Here is a 20,566-nt window from a genome sequence, read left to right as displayed (position 1 = left end):
TAGGTTTGGATCTTTGGCAAATCCGGGATCCTTTAAGACCGAGCACCGAGACGAGCCCTTTTGGGCGAAGTCACCGATACCACGCTTCCAGGAAAAGCTCCTAAGCTTCAGCTCACGCAGACCGTACCGTAAACCGACACAGGTGGGTAGGATGAGAATTCTCAGGCGCTTGAGAGAACTCGGGTGAAGGAACTAGGCAACATGGCACCGTAACTTCGGGAGAAGGTGCGCCCTTGATGGTGGCTACATGCGTAGCTGAGCTGTCGAGGGCCGCAGAAACCAGGCCGCTGCGACTGTTTATCAAAAACACAGCACTCTGCAAACACGAAAGTGGACGTATAGGGTGTGACGCCTGCCCGGTGCTGGAAGGTTAATTGATGGGGTCAGCCGCAAGGCGAAGCTCTTGATCGAAGCCCCAGTAAACGGCGGCCGTAACTATAACGGTCCTAAGGTAGCGAAATTCCTTGTCGGGTAAGTTCCGACCTGCACGAATGGCGTAACGACAGCGGCGCTGTCTCCACCCGAGACTCAGTGAAATTGAAATCGCTGTGAAGATGCAGCGTTCCCGTGGCAAGACGGAAAGACCCCGTGAACCTTTACTATAGCTTTACATTGAACGTTGAGTTCGTCTGTGTAGGATAGGTGGGAGGCTTTGAAGCGATGGCGCTAGCTGTCGTGGAGCCAACCTTGAAATACCACCCTGATGTGCTTGACGTTCTAACCTAGGTCCGTAATCCGGATCGGGGACCATGTATGGTGGGTAGTTTGACTGGGGCGGTCTCCTCCCAAAGAGTAACGGAGGAGCTCGAAGGTACGCTCAGCGCGGTCGGACATCGCGCACTGTGTGCAAAGGCATAAGCGTGCTTGACTGCGAGATCGACGGATCAAGCAGGTACGAAAGTAGGACTTAGTGATCCGGTGGTTCTGTATGGAAGGGCCATCGCTCAACGGATAAAAGGTACTCCGGGGATAACAGGCTGATACCGCCCAAGAGTTCATATCGACGGCGGTGTTTGGCACCTCGATGTCGGCTCATCACATCCTGGGGCTGTAGTCGGTCCCAAGGGTATGGCTGTTCGCCATTTAAAGTGGTACGCGAGCTGGGTTCAGAACGTCGTGAGACAGTTCGGTCCCTATCTGCCATGGGCGTTGGAGATTTGAGAGGGGCTGCTCCTAGTACGAGAGGACCGGAGTGGACGAACCTCTGGTGTTCCGGTTGTCACGCCAGTGGCATTGCCGGGTAGCTATGTTCGGAAGCGATAACCGCTGAAAGCATCTAAGCGGGAAGCGCGCCTCAAGATGAGATCTCCCGGGGCACAAGCCCCCTAAAGGAACCATCAAGACCAGGTGGTTGATAGGTCAGGTGTGTAAGCGCAGCAATGCGTTGAGCTAACTGATACTAATGATCCGTGCGGCTTGACCATATAACCTCAAGTGGCCTTGGACTCGACGGCAACGTCGATGAAGATCCAATGCCCGCTACGTCACAAGACCCTATGCGAGACGGTGCGGCTCCGTTCTATCGGACGCCTGCACGCTCCAACCGTCTCCCTGGTGAAATTAGCGCTGTGGTCCCACCCGTTCCCATCCCGAACACGGAAGTGAAACGCAGCCGCGCCGATGGTAGTGTGGCTTAAGCCATGCAAGAGTAGGTCATCGCCAGGGGCTTTACCCTAAAACCCCCGTCCGTATGGACGGGGGTTTTTTCTTGCCCGGGTTTCGCCAACAATCGGACTTTCCTGTCGTGTCGGGGGATCTGGATGAAGGCTTTCTCGCAGTTGATTGGCGTCGTGGCATTGCTGGGACTCTCCTCGGGGTCTTCCGCGGCGGACGTATCCGCGCGGGCGCGCCAGGTGCATGACGCGGCGCTGGTGCTGGATACGCACCTGGATACCCCCGCCAATTTCCGCCGCCCGGGCTGGAGCATCGCCGACGACCACCAGCACGAGGGCGACCTGTCGCAAGTGGACCTGCCGCGGATGAAGGCCGGCGGCCTGGATGGCGGCTTCTGGGTGGTCTACACCGCGCAGGGCGCGCGCGACGAGGCGGGCAAGCAGGCCGCGCGCGACCACGGACTGGAGCGGCTCACCAGCATCCGCGAAATGCTCGCGGCGCATGCGGATGAATTCGAACTCGCGCTGACCGCCGACGACGCCGAACGCATCGCCGCTGCCGGCAAGCGCATCGCCTTCATCAGCATGGAGAACGCCGCGCCGCTGGCCAGCGATCCCACGCTGCTGACGGCCTACCATCGCCTGGGCCTGCGTATGCTCGGCATCACCCATGTGCGCAACAACGATTTCGGCGATTCCTCCACCGACCCGAAGGGTGCGGAGTGGAATGGCCTGAGCCCTGCGGGCAAGCGGCTGGTCGCCGAGGCGAACCGCATGGGCATCGTGCTGGATGCGTCGCATGCCAGCGATGCGGTGTTCGACCAGTTGCTCGAATTGTCCACCGCGCCGATCGTGCTTTCGCATACCAGCGCGGATGCGATCCACGACCATCCGCGCAACATCGACGACGAGCGCATCCGGCGGCTCGCGGCGAAAGGCGGCGTGATCCACGTCAATGCGTTCGGCGCCTATCTGATTCCGACGCCGAGGATTCCCGCGCGCGTGCAGGCGATGGAGGCACTCTCGAAGAAGTACGGCCCCGAAGGCCGGATGCCGGCGGATCGTGTCCCGGCCTACCTCGCCGAGCGGCGCGCGATCGAAGCGCGTTACCCGGTCAAGCGGGCGAGCCTCGAGGATTACATGGCCCACCTGCTGCACATCCTGAAGGTCGCCGGTCCCGAGCATGTCGGCATCGGCGCGGATTGGGACGGCGGCGGCGGCGTGGTGGGCCTGGAGGACGTTTCGGCCCTGCCCCTCATCACCGAGCGCCTGTTGCAGGCGGGCTACGGCGAGCAGGACATTCGCAACATATGGGGCGGCAATCTGCTCAGGGTATTGCGTCGCGTCCAGGAAGCCGCCGTCGTGTCCGAGGCGGAATCCAGCTGAGGCGGCGAACGGCGGACGCAACGGCTGCGAGGATTCGCCCGACCGACACGTCGAGCCTGCCCGGCACCGGGGTACCCGCGATCCGCATGCGCGGGAGCCGATAGCCGGTCGTCCGCCACGGCTCCGGGGAGTCATCGTCTTGTTCCGGGGCGTTGGTCCACGGGCCCGCGCCGCGGGCATTCCGCTTCAGTGCGCCGCTTCGGCCGGCAGGAGGCCGCCATGACCGAAACCATCACGCCACGTCGCTTCGCCTGGGATCTTCCGCTGGATATCCCGAAGCACTGGCTGCCCGGAAACGAAGTCGTGTCCTCGATGCTCAACGCCTACACCATCCTGGTGCCGGCGAACGAGGGCTTCTACATCCGCACGCTGAAAGCATGCATGCCCCGTATCGAAAGCGAGGACCTGCGCGCGCGATGCGTCGAGTTCATCCGGCAGGAGGCGCAGCACGGGGTTGCCCACAAGCGCTACTGGAGCAACCTCGATGCGCAGGGCTACCGTTTCCGTGTGTTCGAGAAGCGCGTGGACAAGCTGGTTTTCCGTGTCATGGAAAAGATCGCTCCCTTGTGGCTGCGCGTCTCCCTGGTGAGTTGCGTCGAACACATCAATGCCTACCTGGGGCATGAATTCCTCTCGCAGGGCATCCTGGCCGACGCCGATCCGCGCATGCGGGGCTTGATGGAATGGCACTTCGCCGAGGAAATCGAGCACAGGCGCGTGGCGTTCGACCTGCTGCAGGCCATGGCACCCCGCTATGCGGTCCGGGCGCTTGGATTCGTACTGACCGTGGGCCTGTTCTATTCGCTGATGAGCGGCTTGGCCATGGCCTTGCTGGCGCAGGATCGGATCCTGTGGAGGAAGAAAACCTGGACCCAACTGATGTCGCACCTGGGAACCGAGCACCGGATGTTCCGGCGCACGCTGGGCCACCTGACCGACTACCTGCGACCCGGCTTCCACCCCTCCCGAATGAAAAGCGATGCCCTGGCAGCCGCGGTTCTGGCCCGCCAGGCGACGACGACACCGCCCGTGATCGTCTCCATGCACGGGTGCCATCCGCACGCTTCGGACTAGCTGGGCGGCGCCTGCAAGGGGTAATGGTGTCCAGCAGGCAGGAAAGCATGGTGTTGTTATGTATGTTATTGATTTTATTGAATGTATCCGGCAAATAAAGCCCGGGGCCGGCGGCAGCGTTCCAGCAACGGGATGATGGGGAACTTCCAGTGTGCTTAGCAGTCGAACCCCCCGACTGCTAAGATGACCCCCATGAGCCAGAACACCCCCACTACCGCCCTGGTTACCCACAACCTGCCGATTCCCAGCGCACTGGGTTCGCTGGACGCGTACATCAGCGCCGTGCACCAGATCCCGGTGCTGACGGTCGAGGACGAGCGCGAGCTGGCCAACCGCTACCGCGAACAGGAAGACCTGGATGCCGCGCGCGAGCTGGTCCATTCGCACCTGCGTTTCGTCGTGCACGTGGCCCGCGGCTACAGCGGCTACGGCCTGCAGCTGGGCGACCTGATCCAGGAAGGCAACATCGGCCTGATGAAGGCGGTCAAGCGCTTCGACCCGGACATGGGCGTGCGCTTGGTCAGCTTCGCCGTGCACTGGATCCGTGCCGAGATGCACGAGTTCATCCTGAAGAACTGGCGCATCGTCAAGGTCGCCACGACCAAGGCGCAGCGCAAGCTGTTCTTCAACCTGCGCAAGTCCAAGACCCGCCTGGGCTGGATGAATGCCGCCGAAGTCAGCGCCATCGCCAAGGACCTCAATGTGTCCGAACGCGAAGTGCTGGAAATGGAAGCGCGCCTGTCCGGCCGCGACATCGGCTTCGATGCGCCGGCCGACGAGGACGAGGACCACGCACCGCCGTCGCCGGCCAGCTATCTGGTCGCGCACGACGAGGATCCCTCGCAGGCCTACGAACGCGCCGACAACCAGGACAACCAGCTGGAACTGCTGCGCGAAGGCCTGGCCGGTCTGGACGAACGCTCGCGCGACATCATCAAGCGCCGTTGGCTGGACAGCGAAAGCAAGATCACGTTGCAGGAACTGGCCGACGAATACGGTATCTCCGCCGAGCGCGTGCGCCAAGTGGAAGCCAACGCGCTGAAGAAGATGAAGGCGTTGTTCGCCGCATAGTTTGTCAGCTTAGTCACAATAGAAAGAGGCCCCGCACCGGGGCCTCTTTTTTTGTGCGCATATCGCATGAAAGGTGTGATCATCTGCGCACCCGCCTGGAGCGGGCCTGGATTATCGGAAGGAGTAGACGATGCGTTGGGGGAAGGAGAGAGCGATAACGTTTAGTTTGATCTGCGTGCTGGCATGCGGTCTGGCCGGACCGCAGCTGATCCATGAAGCATCCGCGACCGAAAGCAGCAACACGAAATCGACAAGCACGGGCGGCATCCGCTTCGGCATCGATCGCGAGGAGTACGACGCGCAGGCCCGTGCCGCGATGCAGGTGGACCCGGTGGTGGCGGCGCACATCGGCGCGATCCGCAAGATCGCACTGGACGAACCCGCCAGCCTGGAAGAACCCGGCCCGGACGTGCTGGTGTTCGATGTCGAAGGCAGTCGCGGCGAGGGGCGCGTCACCGCTCGCTTCATCACCGTCAGCGCGACCGCGGAAGCGCTCGGCCCCGGCATGCTGGTGATGGCGGACGGCACCGAACACGCCATCGAAGGCGATGCCGGCGCGTTGGCCGCCGAACACGAAGGCCACGGCCACGATGTAGAGTCCGGAATCGCCCTGGGCGAGGACATTTTCACCCGCCAGGCGCGCGAAGCCGCCCAGCGTTACCCGCTGGTGCAGGAGCATATCGGGCGGATCGAGCGGTTCGTCATCGATGCGATCGCGACGGGCGAAGCGCCGGGCATGGACGAATTCGTCTTCGATATCGCCGGCAGCGTGGGACGTGGCCAGCTCCTGGCCGAGTTCATCACCGTGGATGCCGATACCGAGCGCCTGGGCAAAGGCGTGTTGACGCTGGCCGACGGACGCGAACTGCCGTTCGCCGGCGAAGCGCCTTATCCGCGCGAGCGACGCGCCGATGATGGCGATGGGATACCGGAAACGTTCGCCACCCAGGACGGCATCTTCGTGCTGCAGGCCAGTGCGGCGATGCAGGCGCATCCGGTGATCCAGCGCCACATCGGCGATATCCGCGAGGCGCGCTTCGATCGCGAAGTGTCGTGGGCGCTGCCGGGCGATCGCTATTCCTTCTATCTGGTCGGCAGCAAGGGCGAAGGCCGCGTGGTGGCCGAGTTCATCACGGTCGATGCCGACAGCGAACGGCTCGGCGATGGCGAACTGGTGATGGCCGACGGCAGGACGCATGCGCTGAAGTCGCCGTGATCCGCGCGGGCGCGCTCGGCGCAAGATCCGGATAGCCGCGCGCGCCGCGATCGCCCACGCTTGGCGCCATTCCCCACCGGAGTGGCGCCATGTCGTTCGTGATCCGCGGTCTTTCCGCAGAACCCTTCCGTCCCCTGTTCGCGCTGGACGACGGGGCGCTGGCCGCGCGCAACATCCGCCGCGTCGTCGCCGATGCCGACCATGGCTTTCCCTGTCGCGTGTCGCTGGTGGATGCGGCGGTCGGCGAGACATTGCTGCTGTTGCCTTACCTGCACCACGACGCAGCCGGGCCGTACCGCGCCAGCGGCCCCATCTACGTGCGCGAGGCGGCCGGCGTGTCCGCCGTGTTCCGCGACGAACTGCCGCCTTCGTTCCCGCGCCGCCTGCTGTCGCTGCGTGCCTACGATGGCGATGGCGGGATGCGCGACGCGGACGTGGTGGAAGGCCAGGCGGCGCGGTCCGTCATCGAGCGCATGCTGGCCGACGCCCGCATCGCTTACCTGCACATACACAATGCGCGACCGGGCTGCTACGCCTGCCGGGTGGATCGCGCCTGACCGTCGCGGTCGCCGCCTAATCCGCTTTCGCGGCCGACGGGCACCGGCATCAACGGCATTCGCCGCCACGTTGCCCTGGAACGGGCGGATACGACGACGGCCCCGAAGGGCCGTCGTCGTTCGCTTCACTACTGGCAGGCTGGCCGTTGTCGCAGCGCCGGAGGCGCTCAGTGCATGCAGACCATCATCGGCATGCCGCCGCACGTCATGGTCATCGGCATGCCGCAGCTCATCATGCGGTTCATGCTGTCGCAGCACATCTTCAGCATGTCCATGCTCATCATGCCTGTCGGCATCATCATGCAGACCATGCCCTTCGCATCCATGCTGCAGGTCATTTCGGGCATCATCGGCATGCCGCAGCAGGCCATCATCGGCATGCCGCCGCACATCATCCCGCAAGGGGTGCCGCTGGACATCATCGACATCATCATGTCGCAGCAGTCCTTCATCATCTCCATGGTGGAGCCTTCGGCGGGCTTCATCACGCACATCATGCCTTCCGCGGTCATGGAGCAATCCATGTGGCACATCATCGGCATCATCGTCGCCATCGGCATGGCGGACATGCCCATCATCGGCATGTTGTTCATCGGCATCGACATCGTGTTCATCGCGGTCTTCATGGGGGCTCCGGCAACTTCGGGGTGGGGGATGGACGCACCGAGGCGGCTCGTCATGCCTTATGGCGATATCATCATGCGCTTAAATCATTAGAGGTGCAAGATAATGATTTTAAAGGAAAAATTCGTTATCGCGAACGTCGCGGCGTTTTATTGAACGTGCCGTTATAAGGGTATGGCGAGCGGTTGTTTCCCCCTCGATCCGCGGCCGGGCACATTGACCGTCCCTTCAGGCGTTCCGAGTCGTCACCGCAATGAGCCCGGCCCAGATTTACGATTTCCAGGATTACCGCCGCCGCCAGGCCCTGCGCGACTGCGGTGCGGCCAGTCAGCGACGGGAGTTCCTGTGGATGAATCCGCTCAACGGCAGTGTTTCCGTCGGCGTGTTCCGACCAGCGCGGTCGGACGCGGCGGAGTCGTTGCGTTACCACGCCGGGCGTACGGGACAGGGCTAGGCCCGGCAGGATGGCCGGAGCCGGTGGGCGCGCCGTCGACGGCCTGGGGAAGTCCATGGGCGTGACCGGCGGCGATGGCGCCAGCGGAGACCCCGGCGATCTGGGCGCCATCGTGGCCCGCCGCCTGGGGGAACTGCGCAAGCAGCGGCAGTGGTCGCTGGAGGCCTTGGCGCGCAGCTCCGGTGTCAGCCGGGCGATGCTGTGGCAGATCGAACAAGGGCGCAGCGCGCCGACGCTGAAGCTGCTGGGCCGTATCGCCGCGTCGCTGGACGTGCCGCTGACCGCGTTGCTGTATGGCGTCCGCCCCGACGTGGAAGTGCTGCGCGCGGCCGATGCCAAGCATCTGAGTTCGGCCGACGGCGGCTACGTGTCGCGGGCCCTGTTTCCGTTTACGGGGGTGCACGCGGTCGAGTTCTACGAGATCCGCTTGGCGCCCGGGGCTGAGGAGCGGGCCGAGGCGCACGCGGCGGGCACGCTGGAGAACCTGGTGGTCAATGCCGGCGCCGTGGAGATCGAAGTCGCCGGCGAGATCCACCGGCTGGCGGCAGGCGATGCCATCCATTTCCGCGCCGACCAGGCGCACGCCTACCGCAATACCGGCAGCGTGCCGGCATTGCTGTATCTGGTGATGAGCTACCCGGGCGAACTCAACTACGGTTGAGCGCGCGGCGGGGCAGTGTCCGTGCCGCTGCCGTCGTCGCCCAGGATGATGCGCGCGCCACGCTGGTAACTCCAGTACGCCCAGAACCAGTTCAGCAGCACGACCAGCCGGTTGCGGAAGCCGATCAGGAAGAACACGTGCGCGGTCAGCCAGAACCACCACGCCAGCAGGCCCGAGAACTTCAGCCGTCCGAAATCGACGACGGCCGCCATGCGCCCGATGGTGGCCAGGTTGCCGTAGTCCCGGTAGCGGAAGGCGGTGGACGGTTTCCCCGCCATGCGGGCGCGCAATGTTTGCGCCACGTGGCGGCCCATCTGCTTGGCCGCCGGCGCCACGCCGGGTACCGGCTTGCCGTCGGACGTCACTGCCGCCAGGTCGCCGGCCACGAAGATGTCCGGATGCCCGGGCACGCTCAGGTCGGGTTGCACCGGCACGCGTCCCGCACGGTCCAGCGGCACGCCCAGCGAGCGCGACAGCGGCGACGCGGCCACGCCCGCGGCCCATACCACCGTCTTCGCCGGCACGAAGGCGTCGCCCAGCCGGTAGCCCTCGGCGGTGATGTCGCTGACGGGCGTGCCCGTGGAAACTTCCACGCCCAGTTTTTCCAGTTGGCGGCGTGCCTTTGCGGACAGCGCTTCGGGAAACGAGGACAGCACGCGCGGCCCGGCCTCGATCAGCCGCACGCGCGCCTGCGAAGGGTCGATGTTGCGGAATTCGTTCTTCAACGTGTGGCGCGCGATCTCGGCCAGCGTGCCGGCCAGCTCCACGCCGGTGGGACCGCCGCCGACGATGGCGAAATTGAGCCACGCGGCGCGGCGGGCCGGGTCGGTCTCCGCCTCGGCCCGCTCGAACGCGAGCAGCAGGTGGCGGCGCAGTCGCAGCGCATCGTCGAGGGTCTTCAATCCCGGCGCGTGCGCGGCCCATTCGTCGTGTCCGAAATAGGCGTGGGTGGCGCCGGTGGCCAGCAGCAGGTAGTCGAAGGCCAGCGTGCCGCCATCGGCCAGCATGACCTGCTTGCGGTCGGGCGCGATCGAGGCGACGTCGGCCAGCAGCACTTCCACGTTCTCCTGCCTGCGCAGGATGTGCCGCAATGGCGCGGCGATGTCGGGCGCGGAAAGCCCGGCCGTCGCCACCTGGTACAGCAGCGGCTGGAACAGGTGGTGGTTGTGGCGGTCGATCAGGGTGATGCGCAGCGGCGCAGCGGCCAGGGCGCGGGTGGCCCAGAGTCCGGCGAAGCCGCCGCCGATGACGACGACGTGGGGAAGTGCATGGCTCATCCTTCGCTCTCCTGTCCCGAAACCGATGCTGTGCGGCGGCATGGAAGCGATTCTCGCATGGCGAAGATTCGCCATGGCCGCGTTGAAGGCGCGCGCGGCGATGGTTGCCATGCGCATGCGCAACCGGTGATCGGTTGCGGCATCAGGCCGGATCTCGATCGATCAGCGAGGTCCGGCGGGTATCCGGCATCCACAGGTAGACCAGCAGCGAACAGGCGATGCTGGCGGTGACGTACCAGTAGAAGCCGCTTTCCAGTCCCGCGTTCTTGAACCACAGCGCCACGTATTCCGCGGTGCCGCCGAACAGCGCCACCGTCAGCGCGTAGGGCAGGCCGACGCCGAGTGCGCGGATCTCGATGGGGAACAGTTCCGCCTTCACCACCGCGTTGATCGCGGTGTAGCCGCTGACGATGACCAGCGCGCCGAGGATCAGCCAGAACGCCTGCGCCGGGCTCGACGCGTCCTGCAGCGTGGACAGGATCGGCCAGGTGCACAGCGTGCCGAGCACGCCGAACGCGATCAGGATCGGGCGCCGCCCGATGCGGTCGGACAGCGCACCGACCACCGGCTGCAGCAGCATGTACACGAACAGCGTGGACGCATTGATCAGGCTCGCGGTCTCGCTGGCGATGCCGGCGCTGTTGACCAGGAACTTGTGCACGTAGGTCGTGTAGGTATAGAACGCCAGCGTGCCGCCCATGGTCAGGCCGACCACGGTCAGCAGCGCGCGCGGATGCTGCATCAACAGGCGCAGCGTGCCTTGCTTGCGCTGGTGGTCATTTGAACGGTCGGCTTCGCTGCGCTCGAACGATTCGGTTTCGCTCATGTTGCGGCGAAGCCACAGCGCCACCACCGCGGCCACGGCGCCGATCAGGAAGGGAATGCGCCAGCCCCATTCGCGCAACTGCTCATCGGTCAGGAACACGCGCTGCAACGCGATAAGCACGCCCAGCGCGATCAGGTGGCCCATCACCAGGGTCACGTACTGGAAGCTGGACCAGAAGCCGCGGTGCGCGCGCGTGGCCATCTCGCTGAGGTACGTGGCCGACGTGCCGTATTCGCCGCCGACGCTGAGCCCCTGCAGCAGCCGCGCCAGCACCAGCAGGATCGGCGCGGCGATGCCGATGCTGGCATGGCCCGGCGTGCAGGCGATGATCAGCGAACCGGCGCACATCATCAGCACCGACAGCATCAGCGCGCGCCGGCGGCCATGGCGGTCGGCGTAGCGGCCCAGCAGCCAGCCGCCGAGCGGCCGCATCAGGAAGCCGACGGCGAAGATCGCGGCGGTCTTCAGCAACTGGCTGGTGCTGTCGCCGCCCGGGAAGAACACCTCGGCGAAGTAGAGCGAGAACGCGGCATAGACGTACCAGTCGTACCATTCCACCAGGTTGCCGACCGAACCGCTGAAGATGCTGCGCAGGCGCTGCGCGGGCGTCATCGTGGCGGTGGTGTCCATGGTGGTCGCCATCAGTACAGATCCATCGGGTCCACGTCGAGCGACCACCGCGTGCGGCGCGCCTCGGGTAGTTCGTGGATGTCGGGCAGGGCCAGATCAAGCAGGCGATGCAGCGGGCGGCGCTCGGGCGACGACAGCAGCAGTTGCACGCGATGCAGGCCGGCGCGGCGTGGCATCGGCGCGGGCAGGGGACCATGCATCTCCAGTGTGGCGTCGTGTTTCCGCAACGCCTGCTTGGCGGCCTGCAGGAACTGCTGCGCCGCGTCCACGTGCTGCGCTTCGGCGCGCAGCAGCGCCAGGTGCGCGAACGGCGAGAAGCCGGCCGCTTCGCGCTGCTCCAGCTCGCTTTCGGCGAAGGCGTGGTAGCCGCCGCTGATCAGCGTGTTGAGCAGGGGATGATCGGGGTGGTGCGTCTGCAGCCAGACTTCGCCGCGCTTGCCGGCGCGGCCGGCGCGGCCGGCGACCTGGATCAACTGCTGGGCGAGTTTCTCGCCGGCGCGGAAATCGGTGGAGAACAGGCCTTCGTCCACGCCCACCACCGCCACCAGGGTCAGGTGGGGCAGGTCGTGGCCCTTGGCCAGGATCTGCGTGCCGACCAGGATGCCGGGCGCGTCGCCCAGTTGCGCGAGTTGCCTGGCCAGACCGTCGCGGCGCTGGGTGGTGCCGCGGTCCACGCGCAGCACCGGCACGCCGGCGAACCGTTCGGCCAGCATTTCCTCCAGCCGCTCGGTGCCGATGCCCTGCGGCTGCAACGCCAGCCCGCCGCAGTCGGGACAGGCGGGCGGCGCGGGCTGGCGCGCGCCGCAGTGGTGGCATTGCAGCCGACGCCCGCCGCCGTGCACGGTCATCGGCGTGTCGCAGCGCTTGCAGCGGGCGCTCCAGCCGCAGTCGTGGCACAGCAGCACGGGCGCATAGCCGCGCCGGTTCTTGAACACCAGCACCTGCCCGCCGGCATCCAGCGCGGCGCGGATGGCCTGCAGCGTGTCCGGCAGCAGGCCGGCTTCCTGGTGCCGCTTGCGCATGTCCAGCACGCGCACGCTGGGCGGCTGCGCTTCGCCAGCGCGCCGCGACAGCCGCAGGTGCGCGTAGCGCCCGCTGCGGGCGTTGTGCAGCGTTTCCAGCGATGGCGTGGCGCTGCCCAGCAGCACCGGCACGTCCAGCGCCTTGCCGCGCACCAGCGCGAAGTCGCGCGCGTGGTAGCGGATGCCGTCCTGCTGCTTGTAGCTGCCGTCGTGTTCCTCATCGACGATCAGCAGCCCGGCCTCGGGCAATGGGGTGAACACCGCCGAGCGCGTGCCGACGATGACGCGCGCCTCGCCGCGCAGGCAGGCGGCCCAGGTGCGGGCGCGCTCGTTGTCGTTGAGCCCGGAATGCAGCGCGTGCACGGGCACGCCCAGGCGTTCGCGGAAGCGCGCCAGTGTCTGCGGCGTCAGCCCGATCTCCGGCACCAGCACCAGCGCCTGCCGGCCGCGTCGCAGGCAGTCGGCGATGGCGTGCAGGTAGACCTCGGTCTTGCCGCTGCCGGTCACGCCATCCAGCAGCAGCGCGCCATACCCGGACGTGGCGGCGACGGCGTCTGCGGCAGCCTGCTGCTCCGGGTTGAGCGGCGGCCCGGGACGCGGCGCCGGTACCGGCGGACGTGCGGGCACGGCGTGGCGTTCGGCCAGTCCGCGCTTGGCCAGCGCGCGTGCGGCGGTGCGCCAGTCGTCCATGCGCAGGTCCAGCGCGTCTTCGTCCTGTTCGCTGGGAGCCAGCAGGTCGGCCAGCCGGCGCGGGCGACTACCGGCGCGCAGGCGCTCTCGCTGCGCCACGCCTTCGGCGGTCAGGCGCCAGGCCCAGGCATGGGTGTCCGGCAACGGTTCGCCTTGCCGCAGGGGCACCGGCAGGGCGGTGGCGAAGACATCCCCCAGCGGCGCGTGCGTGTAGCGGGCCAGCCAGCGCAGGGAGTCCAGCAGCTCGCCCTGGAACAACGGTGCGGCATCCAGTACCGCCAGCGCCTGGCGCAGCTCCGGGCCTTCCCCCGTGGCCGGTCCCAGGCCTGCGACGACGCCGGTCAGTTCGCGGCTGCCGAACGGCACCCGCAGGCGCTTGCCGACGTCCTCTTCCCCGGCGGCATGGCCGTCCGGCGGCAGGTAGTCGAAGGTGCGGGGCAGCGGCACCGGCAGGGCGACGTGCAGGACGAGGGGGGCGGACATTGTGTGCAGTTTATCGGGGCGGCAGGAGGCAGGTCAGGTCTTGTGCAGTTGCGCTCATGTCCTGCCGATTTCTTGACGAAAATCACGCAAGTGCCGGTTGCAGAACGAGATTCCGGTTTATCCACACGATCTGTGGATAAATCTGTGCATGGCGGCTTTGCTCCACGCGCCGATGAGCCAGTGGCAAGCCTTGGTGTCGGGTTGGCGAAAAAAGCGCCAAACCGGTATTCCCCAGTGCAATCATGGACTTAGGCGTGAAACGTCTTTGCAATAAAGTCCATACGCCTGTCCACGGGCCAGCCTGTGACGGACGGATGACGGCTGTGCACAACGCATTTTCCCGGAAAGCCTTGTGCCACCGAAGAGAGCAGATTTCGGCGCGCTGTCAAGCGTCCGATCGGCCTGCTGGGCTGGCTATGATCGGGGCGTCCGCAACCGGTTCCAGCATGGTTTCTCCCGTCCCTTCTTCGCCGCCGCCGGCTGCCTTGTCCGCCTTCCTCCGGGGCTGCGAACGCCGTGGCGCCGTGTTCGCCGAACTGCAATGCGGCGACCCCGACCGTGGCGATGTGGCCCTGGCGGCGGCACTGCGCGCGTTCCGCGCCCATGCCGCGGAACTGCCGCTGGCCGACTGGCCGCCGCGGTTCTGGGCGCTGCTGGCTGCCACGCCGCACCTCCGCTCCCCCGCACCGGCGGCGTGCTGGATACCGTCCCTGCACGCCCTGTCCCGGGCGGAGCCGCTGGACCGGGCGGCGCTGCTGCTTCGGTTGGCCGCCGGCCTGCAGGAAGAGGAAGCCGCCGCCGTGCTGGGCTTGGCGCCGGAGGACTATCGCCAAGGCCTGACCCGGGCCTGTCCCCGCGATCCTCAGGGCCGTCCCGACGCGGAGGCGTGGCGCCTGCTGGCCGACGCCATCCAGCAACACCTGCGCGACCTGCCGCCGGAGCGCCTGGCACGGCTGGCGCGCCTGCGCGAAGACGCCCTGGCCGGCACGCGCCTGCCGTTATCACACACCGCCTCCACCACCCGGTCGCCGGGGAAGCGCAAGGCGAAAGCGGACCCTCGTCCGCGCCGACGCTGGCCATGGGTCGCATTGGTGTTGACGCTGGTGGCAGGAGCGCTGGCGGCCACCTGGTTCTGGCCGCCGTCGTGGCCGTCGACGCCGGCATCTCCCGCGGGCACGCCGGACGGCGAGGGCATCGTGCGGGAGGTGTCGGTGCGGGTGGACGCCTTGCCGCCCGTGTCGCCGCCCGCCGCGCGCTTCGACGACGAATTCGCCGCCGCGACGCACCCCGACTTCGCACTGTTGGCCGATCCGGATGGCGAGGCGATCGCGCGGCAGGCCGATTTCCTGGCGTGGTACGTCGCCAGCGGCGTGCCCGACGACGCCACGGCGCGGCAGGAGGCATCCGATGCCAGGCCGTGAGTGCAAAACGCTTGCGGGCACGTTGCTGTTCGCGCTGGCATCGCTCTGGCCGGCCGCGGGCCCCGCGCTGGCGCAGGACGACGGCGCGCGCTGGGACAGCATGACGCCCGAACAGCGCGATGCCTGGCAACAGCGCCGCGCCGCATGGGACGCGCTGCCGCTGGTGGAGCGCGAAGACCGGCGTTCGCGCTATGCGGCGTGGCGCGAACTGGACGACGTGCAGCGCGCCCGCCTGCGCGCGGCGGCCGAGGGCTATGCCTTGCTGCCGGCGGAAGAACAGGCCGCCTTGCGCGCGCGATTCGATGCGCTGGACGACATGCAGCAGCGTGGCTGGCGCCTGGGGCCCGCGCTGGGAGCGGACTATCCGCGCCTGCAACCGCTGTTCGCCTACCTGCCGCAGGACCAGCGCGGCGCGATGCTGTTGTTCTTGCGGCAACTGGATGCCGAGCAGCGCGACGACCTGGCCGCGCTGGCGCAGCGGATCCCGCCGCAACAGCGCGACGCCTTCCGCCGCGAGCTGCTGGCGGTACCGGCGGACCAGCGCGGTGCGTGGCTGCGCCAGCGGCGCGATCAGTAGCCGGCCGCATCCTGCAGGATGCGCCGGCTGGCGCGGAAGCGGCCGCCGAAGCGCTGCTGCCCGTCGGCCCGCATCCGTTCCGCATGCGCGCGCAGGTAGTCGTCCAGCGCGGCGCGGTCGCGCAGGCAGTAGTGCACGCAGAACACCGCGCGTCCCGGCTCTGGGGCGGGTTCGCGCTGTTCGTAGACCCGCGCGCCGGTGAAGCCGGGCAGCGCGGTCATTTCTGCGACGTGATGGCGCAGCCAGGGGCCGTACTCCGGCAACAGCCCGGCCTCGACGTCCAGCACCACTTCGTAGATCACCGGCAGCGCGCTCATGCGTTCACCCACGTGGTCAGGGTCAGGAAGACGATGGCCGACAACAGCAGCATGAAGTACAGCGAGCCCAGCACGACGTACTTCACCAGCGTGATGATCCAGTGCTGGCGGTAGACGCGCTGCTGCATCCAGAACAGATAGACCGGCATCCACGCCACGATCAGGCCTTGCGCCAGCCCCAGCGGTATCGTCGCCCAGACGGCCTGCGAGGGAATCAAACCGCTGATCGCCGAAAGCAGGCAGATCGCCAGGATGCACAGGCACAGGTAGGCGTGGCTGTAGAGCGCCACCACCAGGTGCTCCAGGTAGCCGCGCCGCGTTTCCAGGTACCCCAGCTTCAACAGCAAGGCGAACACCGGCACCAGCACGAACAGGGCGGTGGGAATGGAACCGATGAAGACGTTCTTGAACTGCTCGGGATCTTCCCGGATGCGGGGCACGTTCTTCTCCGCCCGCGCGAACTTCTTGTTGAGCCAGCGGTTGGCGAAGTCCGGCAGGCTGTCGAACCGCACCGGGTTGTCGGTGGGATGGAAGGGCTTGCCTTTGTGGGTGAACAACGAGCCCTTGGCGTCGCCGGGCAGCGGCTGGCCTTCGACGTACTTGTCGGGTTGCGCCAGCATGGGGTGGCCGGGCTGCAGTTCGGCGATGCGTTCGCGCGCGCGGCGCTGGGTGGAATGGATGTTCTGCTCGATCCGTTCGCGCACGAAGCCCAGGGCGCCGGGTACGTTGGCATGCGCGGACAGCAGGTCCTCCACCGTCTTGTCGCGCAACGCGATCACTTCCTCGACGCTCTGCAGCGGCCGGAAGTCGACGCCGCCGTTGTCCGCATCGGCCATCAGGTTGGACCGGGTACCGCCATCGGCCGTGGGCACTTCCGGCGGGGTCGGCATCTCGCCCAGATGCACGGTGAACTTGGCCACGAAGAACGTCAGCACGCTGATGATGACGAACAGGCGCAGCGGCGCCACGTACGGTGCGCGATGCCCGGCCAGGTAGGCGATGGCCAGCTTGCCCGGCGACAACAGCGTGCGCAGGGTGCGGAAGATGCGGCCGTCCAGGTGCCAGAACGACTCGAACACCTCCTCGATCGCATGCCCCAGGTTGCGCAACGGGTTGTGCGAACTCTGCCCGCACTGGTGGCAGAACTCGCCTTGCAATGGGGTGTGGCAGTTCTCGCACGTGGCGGCGTGCGCCGGGTCGGCGGCTGGGGTCATGTGGCGTTATGGTCGGCGGGGCGCGAGCGGGTAAGATACCGGCCTCCCGTGACCCGGTGCCAGCGCGCAACCGCGCGACCGTAGTCCGGCGGTGTTTTCCCATGTCGTCCCCCACTCTGCCGTCCCCGCGGTTCCGCAAGGAAGTGCGCTCGACGGCCACCCTTGCCCTGCCCCTGGTGCTGGGCCATGTGTCCACCGGCCTCATCGGCTTCGTCGACAACGTCATCGCCGGCCATCACGGCACCCAGACGCTGGCGGCGGTGACGGTGGGCACGGCATTGCTGTGGCTGCCGATGATGGTGCCGATCGGCACGCTGATCTCGTTGACCGCCTCGGTGTCCCAGCTCGACGGCGCCAACCGCCGCGGCGAGATCGCGCCGCTGTTCCGCCAGGCGCTGTGGCTGGCGCTGGGCCTGGGGCTGCTGATGTTCGCCTTCCTCAGCGCGGCGCCGCACGCACTGGCGGCGTTCGGCATCGCGCCGGAGATCATCCCCGGCGCCACCGGCTTCCTGCACGGCATCCGCTGGGGCGTGCCGGCACTGACGCTGTACTTCTGCATGCGCTACCTGAGCGAAGGTATGCATTGGACGCTGCCGACCATGCTGATCGGCTTCGGCGGGCTGCTGGTGCTGGGACCGGTCGGTTACGTGCTGACGTTCGGCAAGCTGGGGTTCCCGGCGATGGGCGCCGCCGGCCTGGGCGTGGCGTCGGCCGTCACCATGTGGCTGCAGGCACTGACGTTCGCGCTGTACCTGTGGAATACGAAGCGCTTCGCGCACCTGCAACTGTTCTCGCGCTTCGAACCGCCGCGCCGCGAACCGATCGTGCAGTTGCTGCGCACCGGCCTGCCGATCGGCATCACCGTGCTGATGGAAGGCAGCCTGTTCATCGCCACCGCGCTGCTGATCGCCCGGCTGGGCGCGGTGCCGGCGGCGGCGCACCAGATCGCCATCAACGTCTCGGCACTGTGCTTCATGATTCCCATGGGCGTGGCCGAAGCGACCACGGTGCGCGTGGGCCATGCCGTCGGCATGGGCGATGCGGCCGGCATCCGCCGTGCCGCGCATGCGGGCTATGCCATCGTGCTGGCCACGCAGGCGATGTCGGCTGCGTTCCTGTTGCTGGGCCACGATCTGGTGGTGTCGCTGTATACCGCCGACATGGCGGTGGCGGCGCTGGCCGGGACCCTGCTGCTGTACGCGGCGGCGTTCCAGTTCCCCGACGGCATCCAGGTGCTGTCGGCCGGCGCCCTGCGCGGGCTCAAGGACACCCGCGTGCCGATGTGGCTGGCGGCGGTGTCGTACTGGGGTCTGGGCATGCCGCTGGGCGCCGGGCTGGGCCTGGGGCTGGGCTGGGGCCCGCAGGGCATGTGGCTGGGCCTGATCCTGGGCCTGACCGCCGCCGCCGTGCTGCTGGGCTGGCGTTTCAGGCGCAGCAGCCGGCAGTGGCCCGCGTCCGCCGCGCCGCAAGGCGCGTACGGTGACTAAAGAGGCATGAAAGCCCGTGCCGTACAGGGTAAAGTGCCCTCAGCCTTATGGAGTCGCCCATGAACCAAGTCGCCCGTCGCAGCCCCGTCGCCACGTTCTTCGTCGGCCTGTGGGACGTGATGAATTTCACCCGCAAGCTGGTCCTCAACCTGATCTTCTTCGGCCTGCTGTTCCTCCTGTTCATCGTTTTCGTGGTGGCCGTGGGCAGTGGAGGGGGCGCCAAGCCGCTGAGCGAGCGCACGACGTTCGTGCTGGCGCCGGAAGGCCGCCTGGTCGAACAGTTCAGTTCCGACCCGGCCACGCGCGCGCTGGCCAAGGCGCTGGGCGACAAGAGCGCCGGGGAAGTGCAACTGCGCGACCTGCTGCGCGCCATCGAGGCCGCGCGCCAGGACAAGAAGATCGAGCGCATGCTGCTGCGCGTGGACCAGCTGCAACCCACCGGCTACGCCTCGCTGCGCGAAGTCGCCGCGGCGCTGGCCAAGTTCCGCGCCTCGGGCAAGCAGATCGTGGCCTTCGGCGAGAACATGAGCCAGGCGCAGTACCTGCTGGCCGCGCAGGCCGACGAGGTCTACCTGGACCCGATGGGCGGCCTGGTGCTGGAGGGCCTGGGCCGCTATCGCCAGTACTACCGCCAGGGCCTGCAGGAAAAGCTGGGCGTGGACGTGCACGTGTTCAAGGTGGGCGAATACAAGTCCGCCGTCGAACCCTACGTGCTGGATGCCGCGTCGAAGGAAGCCAAGGAAGCCGACCTGTACTGGATGAACGACGTCTGGCAGCGCTTCCTGGCCGACATCGCCAAGGTCCGCAAGACCACCCCGGAACAGCTCGCCGCCGGCATCGACACGCTGCCGGAGGGCATCGCCGCCGCCGGCGGCGACCTGGCCAAGTACGCCCTGCAGCAGAAGCTGGTGGACGGCCTGAAGACGCAGGAGGAAGTGGAGAACCTGCTGATCGAGCGCGGCGTGGCCGACGAGGATTCCGAAACCGGCTTCCGCCACGTCACCCTGGGCGGCTACCTGCTGCAGTTGGACGGCAAGCGCATGCCGCTGGACAAGCGCCCGCAGGTGGCGGTGGTGGTGGCCGAAGGCGAGATCACCGACGGCGACCAGCCGGCCGGCCGCGTCGGCGGCCTGTCCACCTCGGCGCTGCTGCGCGAGGCGCGCGACGACAAGGACGTGAAGGCGGTGGTGCTGCGCGTGGATTCGCCCGGCGGCGGCGTGTTCGCTTCCGAACAGATCCGCCGCGAAGTGGCCGAACTGAAGAAGGCCGGCAAGCCCGTGGTGGTGTCGATGGGCGACCTGGCCGCGTCCGGCGGCTACTGGATCAGCATGAACGCCGACCGCATCTACGCCGATCCGTCGACCATCACCGGTTCCATCGGCATCTTCGGCATGATCCCGACCGTGCCGCGCACGCTGGAGAAGATCGGCGTGCACACCGACGGCGTGGGCACCACCCGCTTCGCCGGCGCGTTCGACATCACCCGCCCGCTGGACCCGGCCGTGGGCCAGGTGATCCAGTCGGTGATCGACAAGGGCTATGCCGATTTCACCGGCAAGGTGGCCGATGCGCGCAAGAAGTCGGTGGAAGAGATCGACGAAGTGGCGCGCGGCCGCGTGTGGAGCGGCGCGCAGGCCAAGGAGCGCGCGCTGGTGGACGAACTGGGCGGCCTGGAGGCCGCGCTGGCCGATGCCGCCCAGCGCGCCAAGCTGGGCGAGTCCGGCAAGTACCGCGTGCGCTACATCGAGAAGACGGCCTCGCCGTTCTCGCAGTTCCTGTCGGGCTTCGCCGGCAGCCGCATCGGCGCGGCCTGGCTCAAGGACTCCGACTTCGCGCGCGGCCTGCTGGCCCGCAGCCTGCCGGAGATGGAAGCGCAGCTGCGCTTCGTCGACGAAGCGGTCAACGACCGCCGCGGCGCGCCGGTGAAGACGCTGGCCTACTGCTTCTGCGGGTTCTGACGCGTCGT

17 protein-coding genes and 2 rRNA genes (1 of these 19 only partly in view) are annotated in these 20,566 nt (G+C 67.2%); 14 read left to right on the top strand and 5 right to left on the bottom strand.

The features are described from left to right. The 10 genes from AAD027_RS01920 to AAD027_RS01875 all read left to right on the top strand — a co-directional run. Positions 1–1,424 (top strand): 23S ribosomal RNA (locus AAD027_RS01920) (it extends 1,454 nt beyond the left edge of the window). Positions 1,425–1,550: 126 nt separating this feature from the next. Beyond that, positions 1,551–1,665 (top strand): 5S ribosomal RNA (gene rrf / locus AAD027_RS01915). Between the two features lie 95 nt (positions 1,666–1,760). Continuing rightward, on the top strand, positions 1,761–2,999 hold the full coding sequence (locus AAD027_RS01910) for a dipeptidase (RefSeq protein WP_341724324.1): 1,239 nt from the start codon (positions 1,761–1,763) through the stop codon (positions 2,997–2,999). Between the two features lie 219 nt (positions 3,000–3,218). Further along, on the top strand, positions 3,219–4,073 hold the full coding sequence (locus AAD027_RS01905; RefSeq protein ID WP_341724323.1) for a metal-dependent hydrolase: 855 nt from the start codon (positions 3,219–3,221) through the stop codon (positions 4,071–4,073). A 192-nt stretch (positions 4,074–4,265) separates the two neighbouring features. Beyond that, positions 4,266–5,144, top strand: coding sequence for an RNA polymerase sigma factor RpoH (gene rpoH, locus AAD027_RS01900; RefSeq protein WP_341724322.1), 879 nt, complete (start codon positions 4,266–4,268; stop codon positions 5,142–5,144). 130 nt (positions 5,145–5,274) lie between these two features. Beyond that, the gene (locus AAD027_RS01895; RefSeq protein WP_341724321.1) at positions 5,275–6,360 is read left to right on the top strand and encodes a hypothetical protein; all 1,086 of its coding nucleotides are present in this window, start codon (positions 5,275–5,277) and stop codon (positions 6,358–6,360) included. A gap of 89 nt (positions 6,361–6,449) precedes the next feature. Continuing rightward, complete coding sequence (locus AAD027_RS01890) at positions 6,450–6,917, top strand: DUF1203 domain-containing protein (RefSeq protein WP_341724320.1); 468 nt, start codon at positions 6,450–6,452, stop codon at positions 6,915–6,917. A gap of 174 nt (positions 6,918–7,091) precedes the next feature. After that, complete coding sequence (locus AAD027_RS01885) at positions 7,092–7,634, top strand: hypothetical protein (RefSeq protein WP_341724319.1); 543 nt, start codon at positions 7,092–7,094, stop codon at positions 7,632–7,634. A gap of 160 nt (positions 7,635–7,794) precedes the next feature. Further along, positions 7,795–7,995 (top strand): hypothetical protein, encoded by a 201-nt coding sequence (locus tag AAD027_RS01880; RefSeq protein ID WP_341724318.1) that lies wholly within the window; start codon positions 7,795–7,797, stop codon positions 7,993–7,995. 55 nt (positions 7,996–8,050) lie between these two features. Next, the gene (locus AAD027_RS01875) at positions 8,051–8,656 is read left to right on the top strand and encodes a helix-turn-helix domain-containing protein (RefSeq protein WP_341724317.1); all 606 of its coding nucleotides are present in this window, start codon (positions 8,051–8,053) and stop codon (positions 8,654–8,656) included. On the opposite strand, the gene AAD027_RS01870 is transcribed toward AAD027_RS01875, so the two are convergent. The 3 genes from AAD027_RS01870 to AAD027_RS01860 all read right to left on the bottom strand — a co-directional run bounded on the left by AAD027_RS01870 (position 8,647) and on the right by AAD027_RS01860 (position 13,584). Continuing rightward, on the bottom strand, positions 8,647–9,933 hold the full coding sequence (locus tag AAD027_RS01870; protein WP_341724316.1) for an NAD(P)/FAD-dependent oxidoreductase: 1,287 nt from the start codon (positions 9,931–9,933) through the stop codon (positions 8,647–8,649). The two genes, AAD027_RS01875 and AAD027_RS01870, sit on opposite strands and share 10 nt — an antisense overlap. Positions 9,934–10,075: 142 nt before the next feature. Then, on the bottom strand, positions 10,076–11,401 hold the full coding sequence (locus AAD027_RS01865; protein ID WP_341724315.1) for an MFS transporter: 1,326 nt from the start codon (positions 11,399–11,401) through the stop codon (positions 10,076–10,078). Next, positions 11,401–13,584: a primosomal protein N' gene (locus AAD027_RS01860; RefSeq protein WP_341724314.1), complete on the bottom strand. Its 2,184-nt coding sequence runs from the start codon at positions 13,582–13,584 to the stop codon at positions 11,401–11,403. Before AAD027_RS01860 ends, AAD027_RS01865 begins: the two co-directional genes overlap by 1 nt. 446 nt (positions 13,585–14,030) lie before the next feature. Here AAD027_RS01860 and AAD027_RS01855 point away from each other — a divergent pair, with 446 nt between their 5' ends. Together AAD027_RS01855 and AAD027_RS01850 are read left to right on the top strand one after the other, a co-directional pair. After that, the gene (locus AAD027_RS01855) at positions 14,031–15,005 is read left to right on the top strand and encodes a hypothetical protein (RefSeq protein ID WP_341724313.1); all 975 of its coding nucleotides are present in this window, start codon (positions 14,031–14,033) and stop codon (positions 15,003–15,005) included. After that, positions 14,992–15,582, top strand: a complete 591-nt coding sequence (locus AAD027_RS01850; protein ID WP_341724312.1) for a DUF3106 domain-containing protein — start codon at positions 14,992–14,994, stop codon at positions 15,580–15,582. The genes AAD027_RS01855 and AAD027_RS01850 overlap by 14 nt, the downstream gene beginning before the upstream one ends. On the opposite strand, the gene AAD027_RS01845 is transcribed toward AAD027_RS01850, so the two are convergent. Both AAD027_RS01845 and AAD027_RS01840 read right to left on the bottom strand, forming a co-directional pair. Then, positions 15,576–15,899, bottom strand: a complete 324-nt coding sequence (locus AAD027_RS01845) for a DUF4286 family protein (RefSeq protein ID WP_341724311.1) — start codon at positions 15,897–15,899, stop codon at positions 15,576–15,578. The two genes, AAD027_RS01850 and AAD027_RS01845, sit on opposite strands and share 7 nt — an antisense overlap. Beyond that, positions 15,896–17,113: a DUF3667 domain-containing protein gene (locus AAD027_RS01840; RefSeq protein ID WP_341724310.1), complete on the bottom strand. Its 1,218-nt coding sequence runs from the start codon at positions 17,111–17,113 to the stop codon at positions 15,896–15,898. Before AAD027_RS01840 ends, AAD027_RS01845 begins: the two co-directional genes overlap by 4 nt. Before the next feature lie 101 nt (positions 17,114–17,214). Between AAD027_RS01840 and AAD027_RS01835 the strand changes: the two genes are divergently transcribed. Beyond that, complete coding sequence (locus AAD027_RS01835; protein ID WP_341724309.1) at positions 17,215–18,600, top strand: MATE family efflux transporter; 1,386 nt, start codon at positions 17,215–17,217, stop codon at positions 18,598–18,600. Positions 18,601–18,659: 59 nt separating this feature from the next. Continuing rightward, positions 18,660–20,558: a signal peptide peptidase SppA gene (gene sppA, locus AAD027_RS01830; RefSeq protein ID WP_341724308.1), complete on the top strand. Its 1,899-nt coding sequence runs from the start codon at positions 18,660–18,662 to the stop codon at positions 20,556–20,558. Positions 20,559–20,566: the final 8 nt, after the last annotated feature.

The sequence above is a fragment of the Pseudoxanthomonas putridarboris genome (assembly GCF_038321125.1).
Lineage (GTDB): Bacteria > Pseudomonadota > Gammaproteobacteria > Xanthomonadales > Xanthomonadaceae > Pseudoxanthomonas_A > Pseudoxanthomonas_A putridarboris.
Note: the sequence above shows the minus strand (reverse complement) of the source record. Positions and strands in the feature narration are given on the sequence as shown.

Bases quoted from the DNA above. Each gene is read 5' to 3' on its own strand.
- AAD027_RS01910 (WP_341724324.1), top strand. From the start codon at position 1,761: ATGAAGGCTTTCTCGCAGTTGATTGGCGTCGTGGCATTGCTGGGACTC.
- AAD027_RS01905 (WP_341724323.1), top strand. From the start codon at position 3,219: ATGACCGAAACCATCACGCCACGTCGCTTCGCCTGGGATCTTCCGCTG.
- rpoH (WP_341724322.1), top strand. From the start codon at position 4,266: ATGAGCCAGAACACCCCCACTACCGCCCTGGTTACCCACAACCTGCCG.
- AAD027_RS01895 (WP_341724321.1), top strand. From the start codon at position 5,275: ATGCGTTGGGGGAAGGAGAGAGCGATAACGTTTAGTTTGATCTGCGTG.
- AAD027_RS01890 (WP_341724320.1), top strand. From the start codon at position 6,450: ATGTCGTTCGTGATCCGCGGTCTTTCCGCAGAACCCTTCCGTCCCCTG.
- AAD027_RS01885 (WP_341724319.1), top strand. From the start codon at position 7,092: ATGCAGACCATCATCGGCATGCCGCCGCACGTCATGGTCATCGGCATG.
- AAD027_RS01880 (WP_341724318.1), top strand. From the start codon at position 7,795: ATGAGCCCGGCCCAGATTTACGATTTCCAGGATTACCGCCGCCGCCAG.
- AAD027_RS01875 (WP_341724317.1), top strand. From the start codon at position 8,051: ATGGGCGTGACCGGCGGCGATGGCGCCAGCGGAGACCCCGGCGATCTG.
- AAD027_RS01870 (WP_341724316.1), bottom strand. From the start codon at position 9,933: ATGAGCCATGCACTTCCCCACGTCGTCGTCATCGGCGGCGGCTTCGCC.
- AAD027_RS01865 (WP_341724315.1), bottom strand. From the start codon at position 11,401: ATGGCGACCACCATGGACACCACCGCCACGATGACGCCCGCGCAGCGC.
- AAD027_RS01860 (WP_341724314.1), bottom strand. From the start codon at position 13,584: ATGTCCGCCCCCCTCGTCCTGCACGTCGCCCTGCCGGTGCCGCTGCCC.
- AAD027_RS01855 (WP_341724313.1), top strand. From the start codon at position 14,031: ATGGTTTCTCCCGTCCCTTCTTCGCCGCCGCCGGCTGCCTTGTCCGCC.
- AAD027_RS01850 (WP_341724312.1), top strand. From the start codon at position 14,992: ATGCCAGGCCGTGAGTGCAAAACGCTTGCGGGCACGTTGCTGTTCGCG.
- AAD027_RS01845 (WP_341724311.1), bottom strand. From the start codon at position 15,899: ATGAGCGCGCTGCCGGTGATCTACGAAGTGGTGCTGGACGTCGAGGCC.
- AAD027_RS01840 (WP_341724310.1), bottom strand. From the start codon at position 17,113: ATGACCCCAGCCGCCGACCCGGCGCACGCCGCCACGTGCGAGAACTGC.
- AAD027_RS01835 (WP_341724309.1), top strand. From the start codon at position 17,215: ATGTCGTCCCCCACTCTGCCGTCCCCGCGGTTCCGCAAGGAAGTGCGC.
- sppA (WP_341724308.1), top strand. From the start codon at position 18,660: ATGAACCAAGTCGCCCGTCGCAGCCCCGTCGCCACGTTCTTCGTCGGC.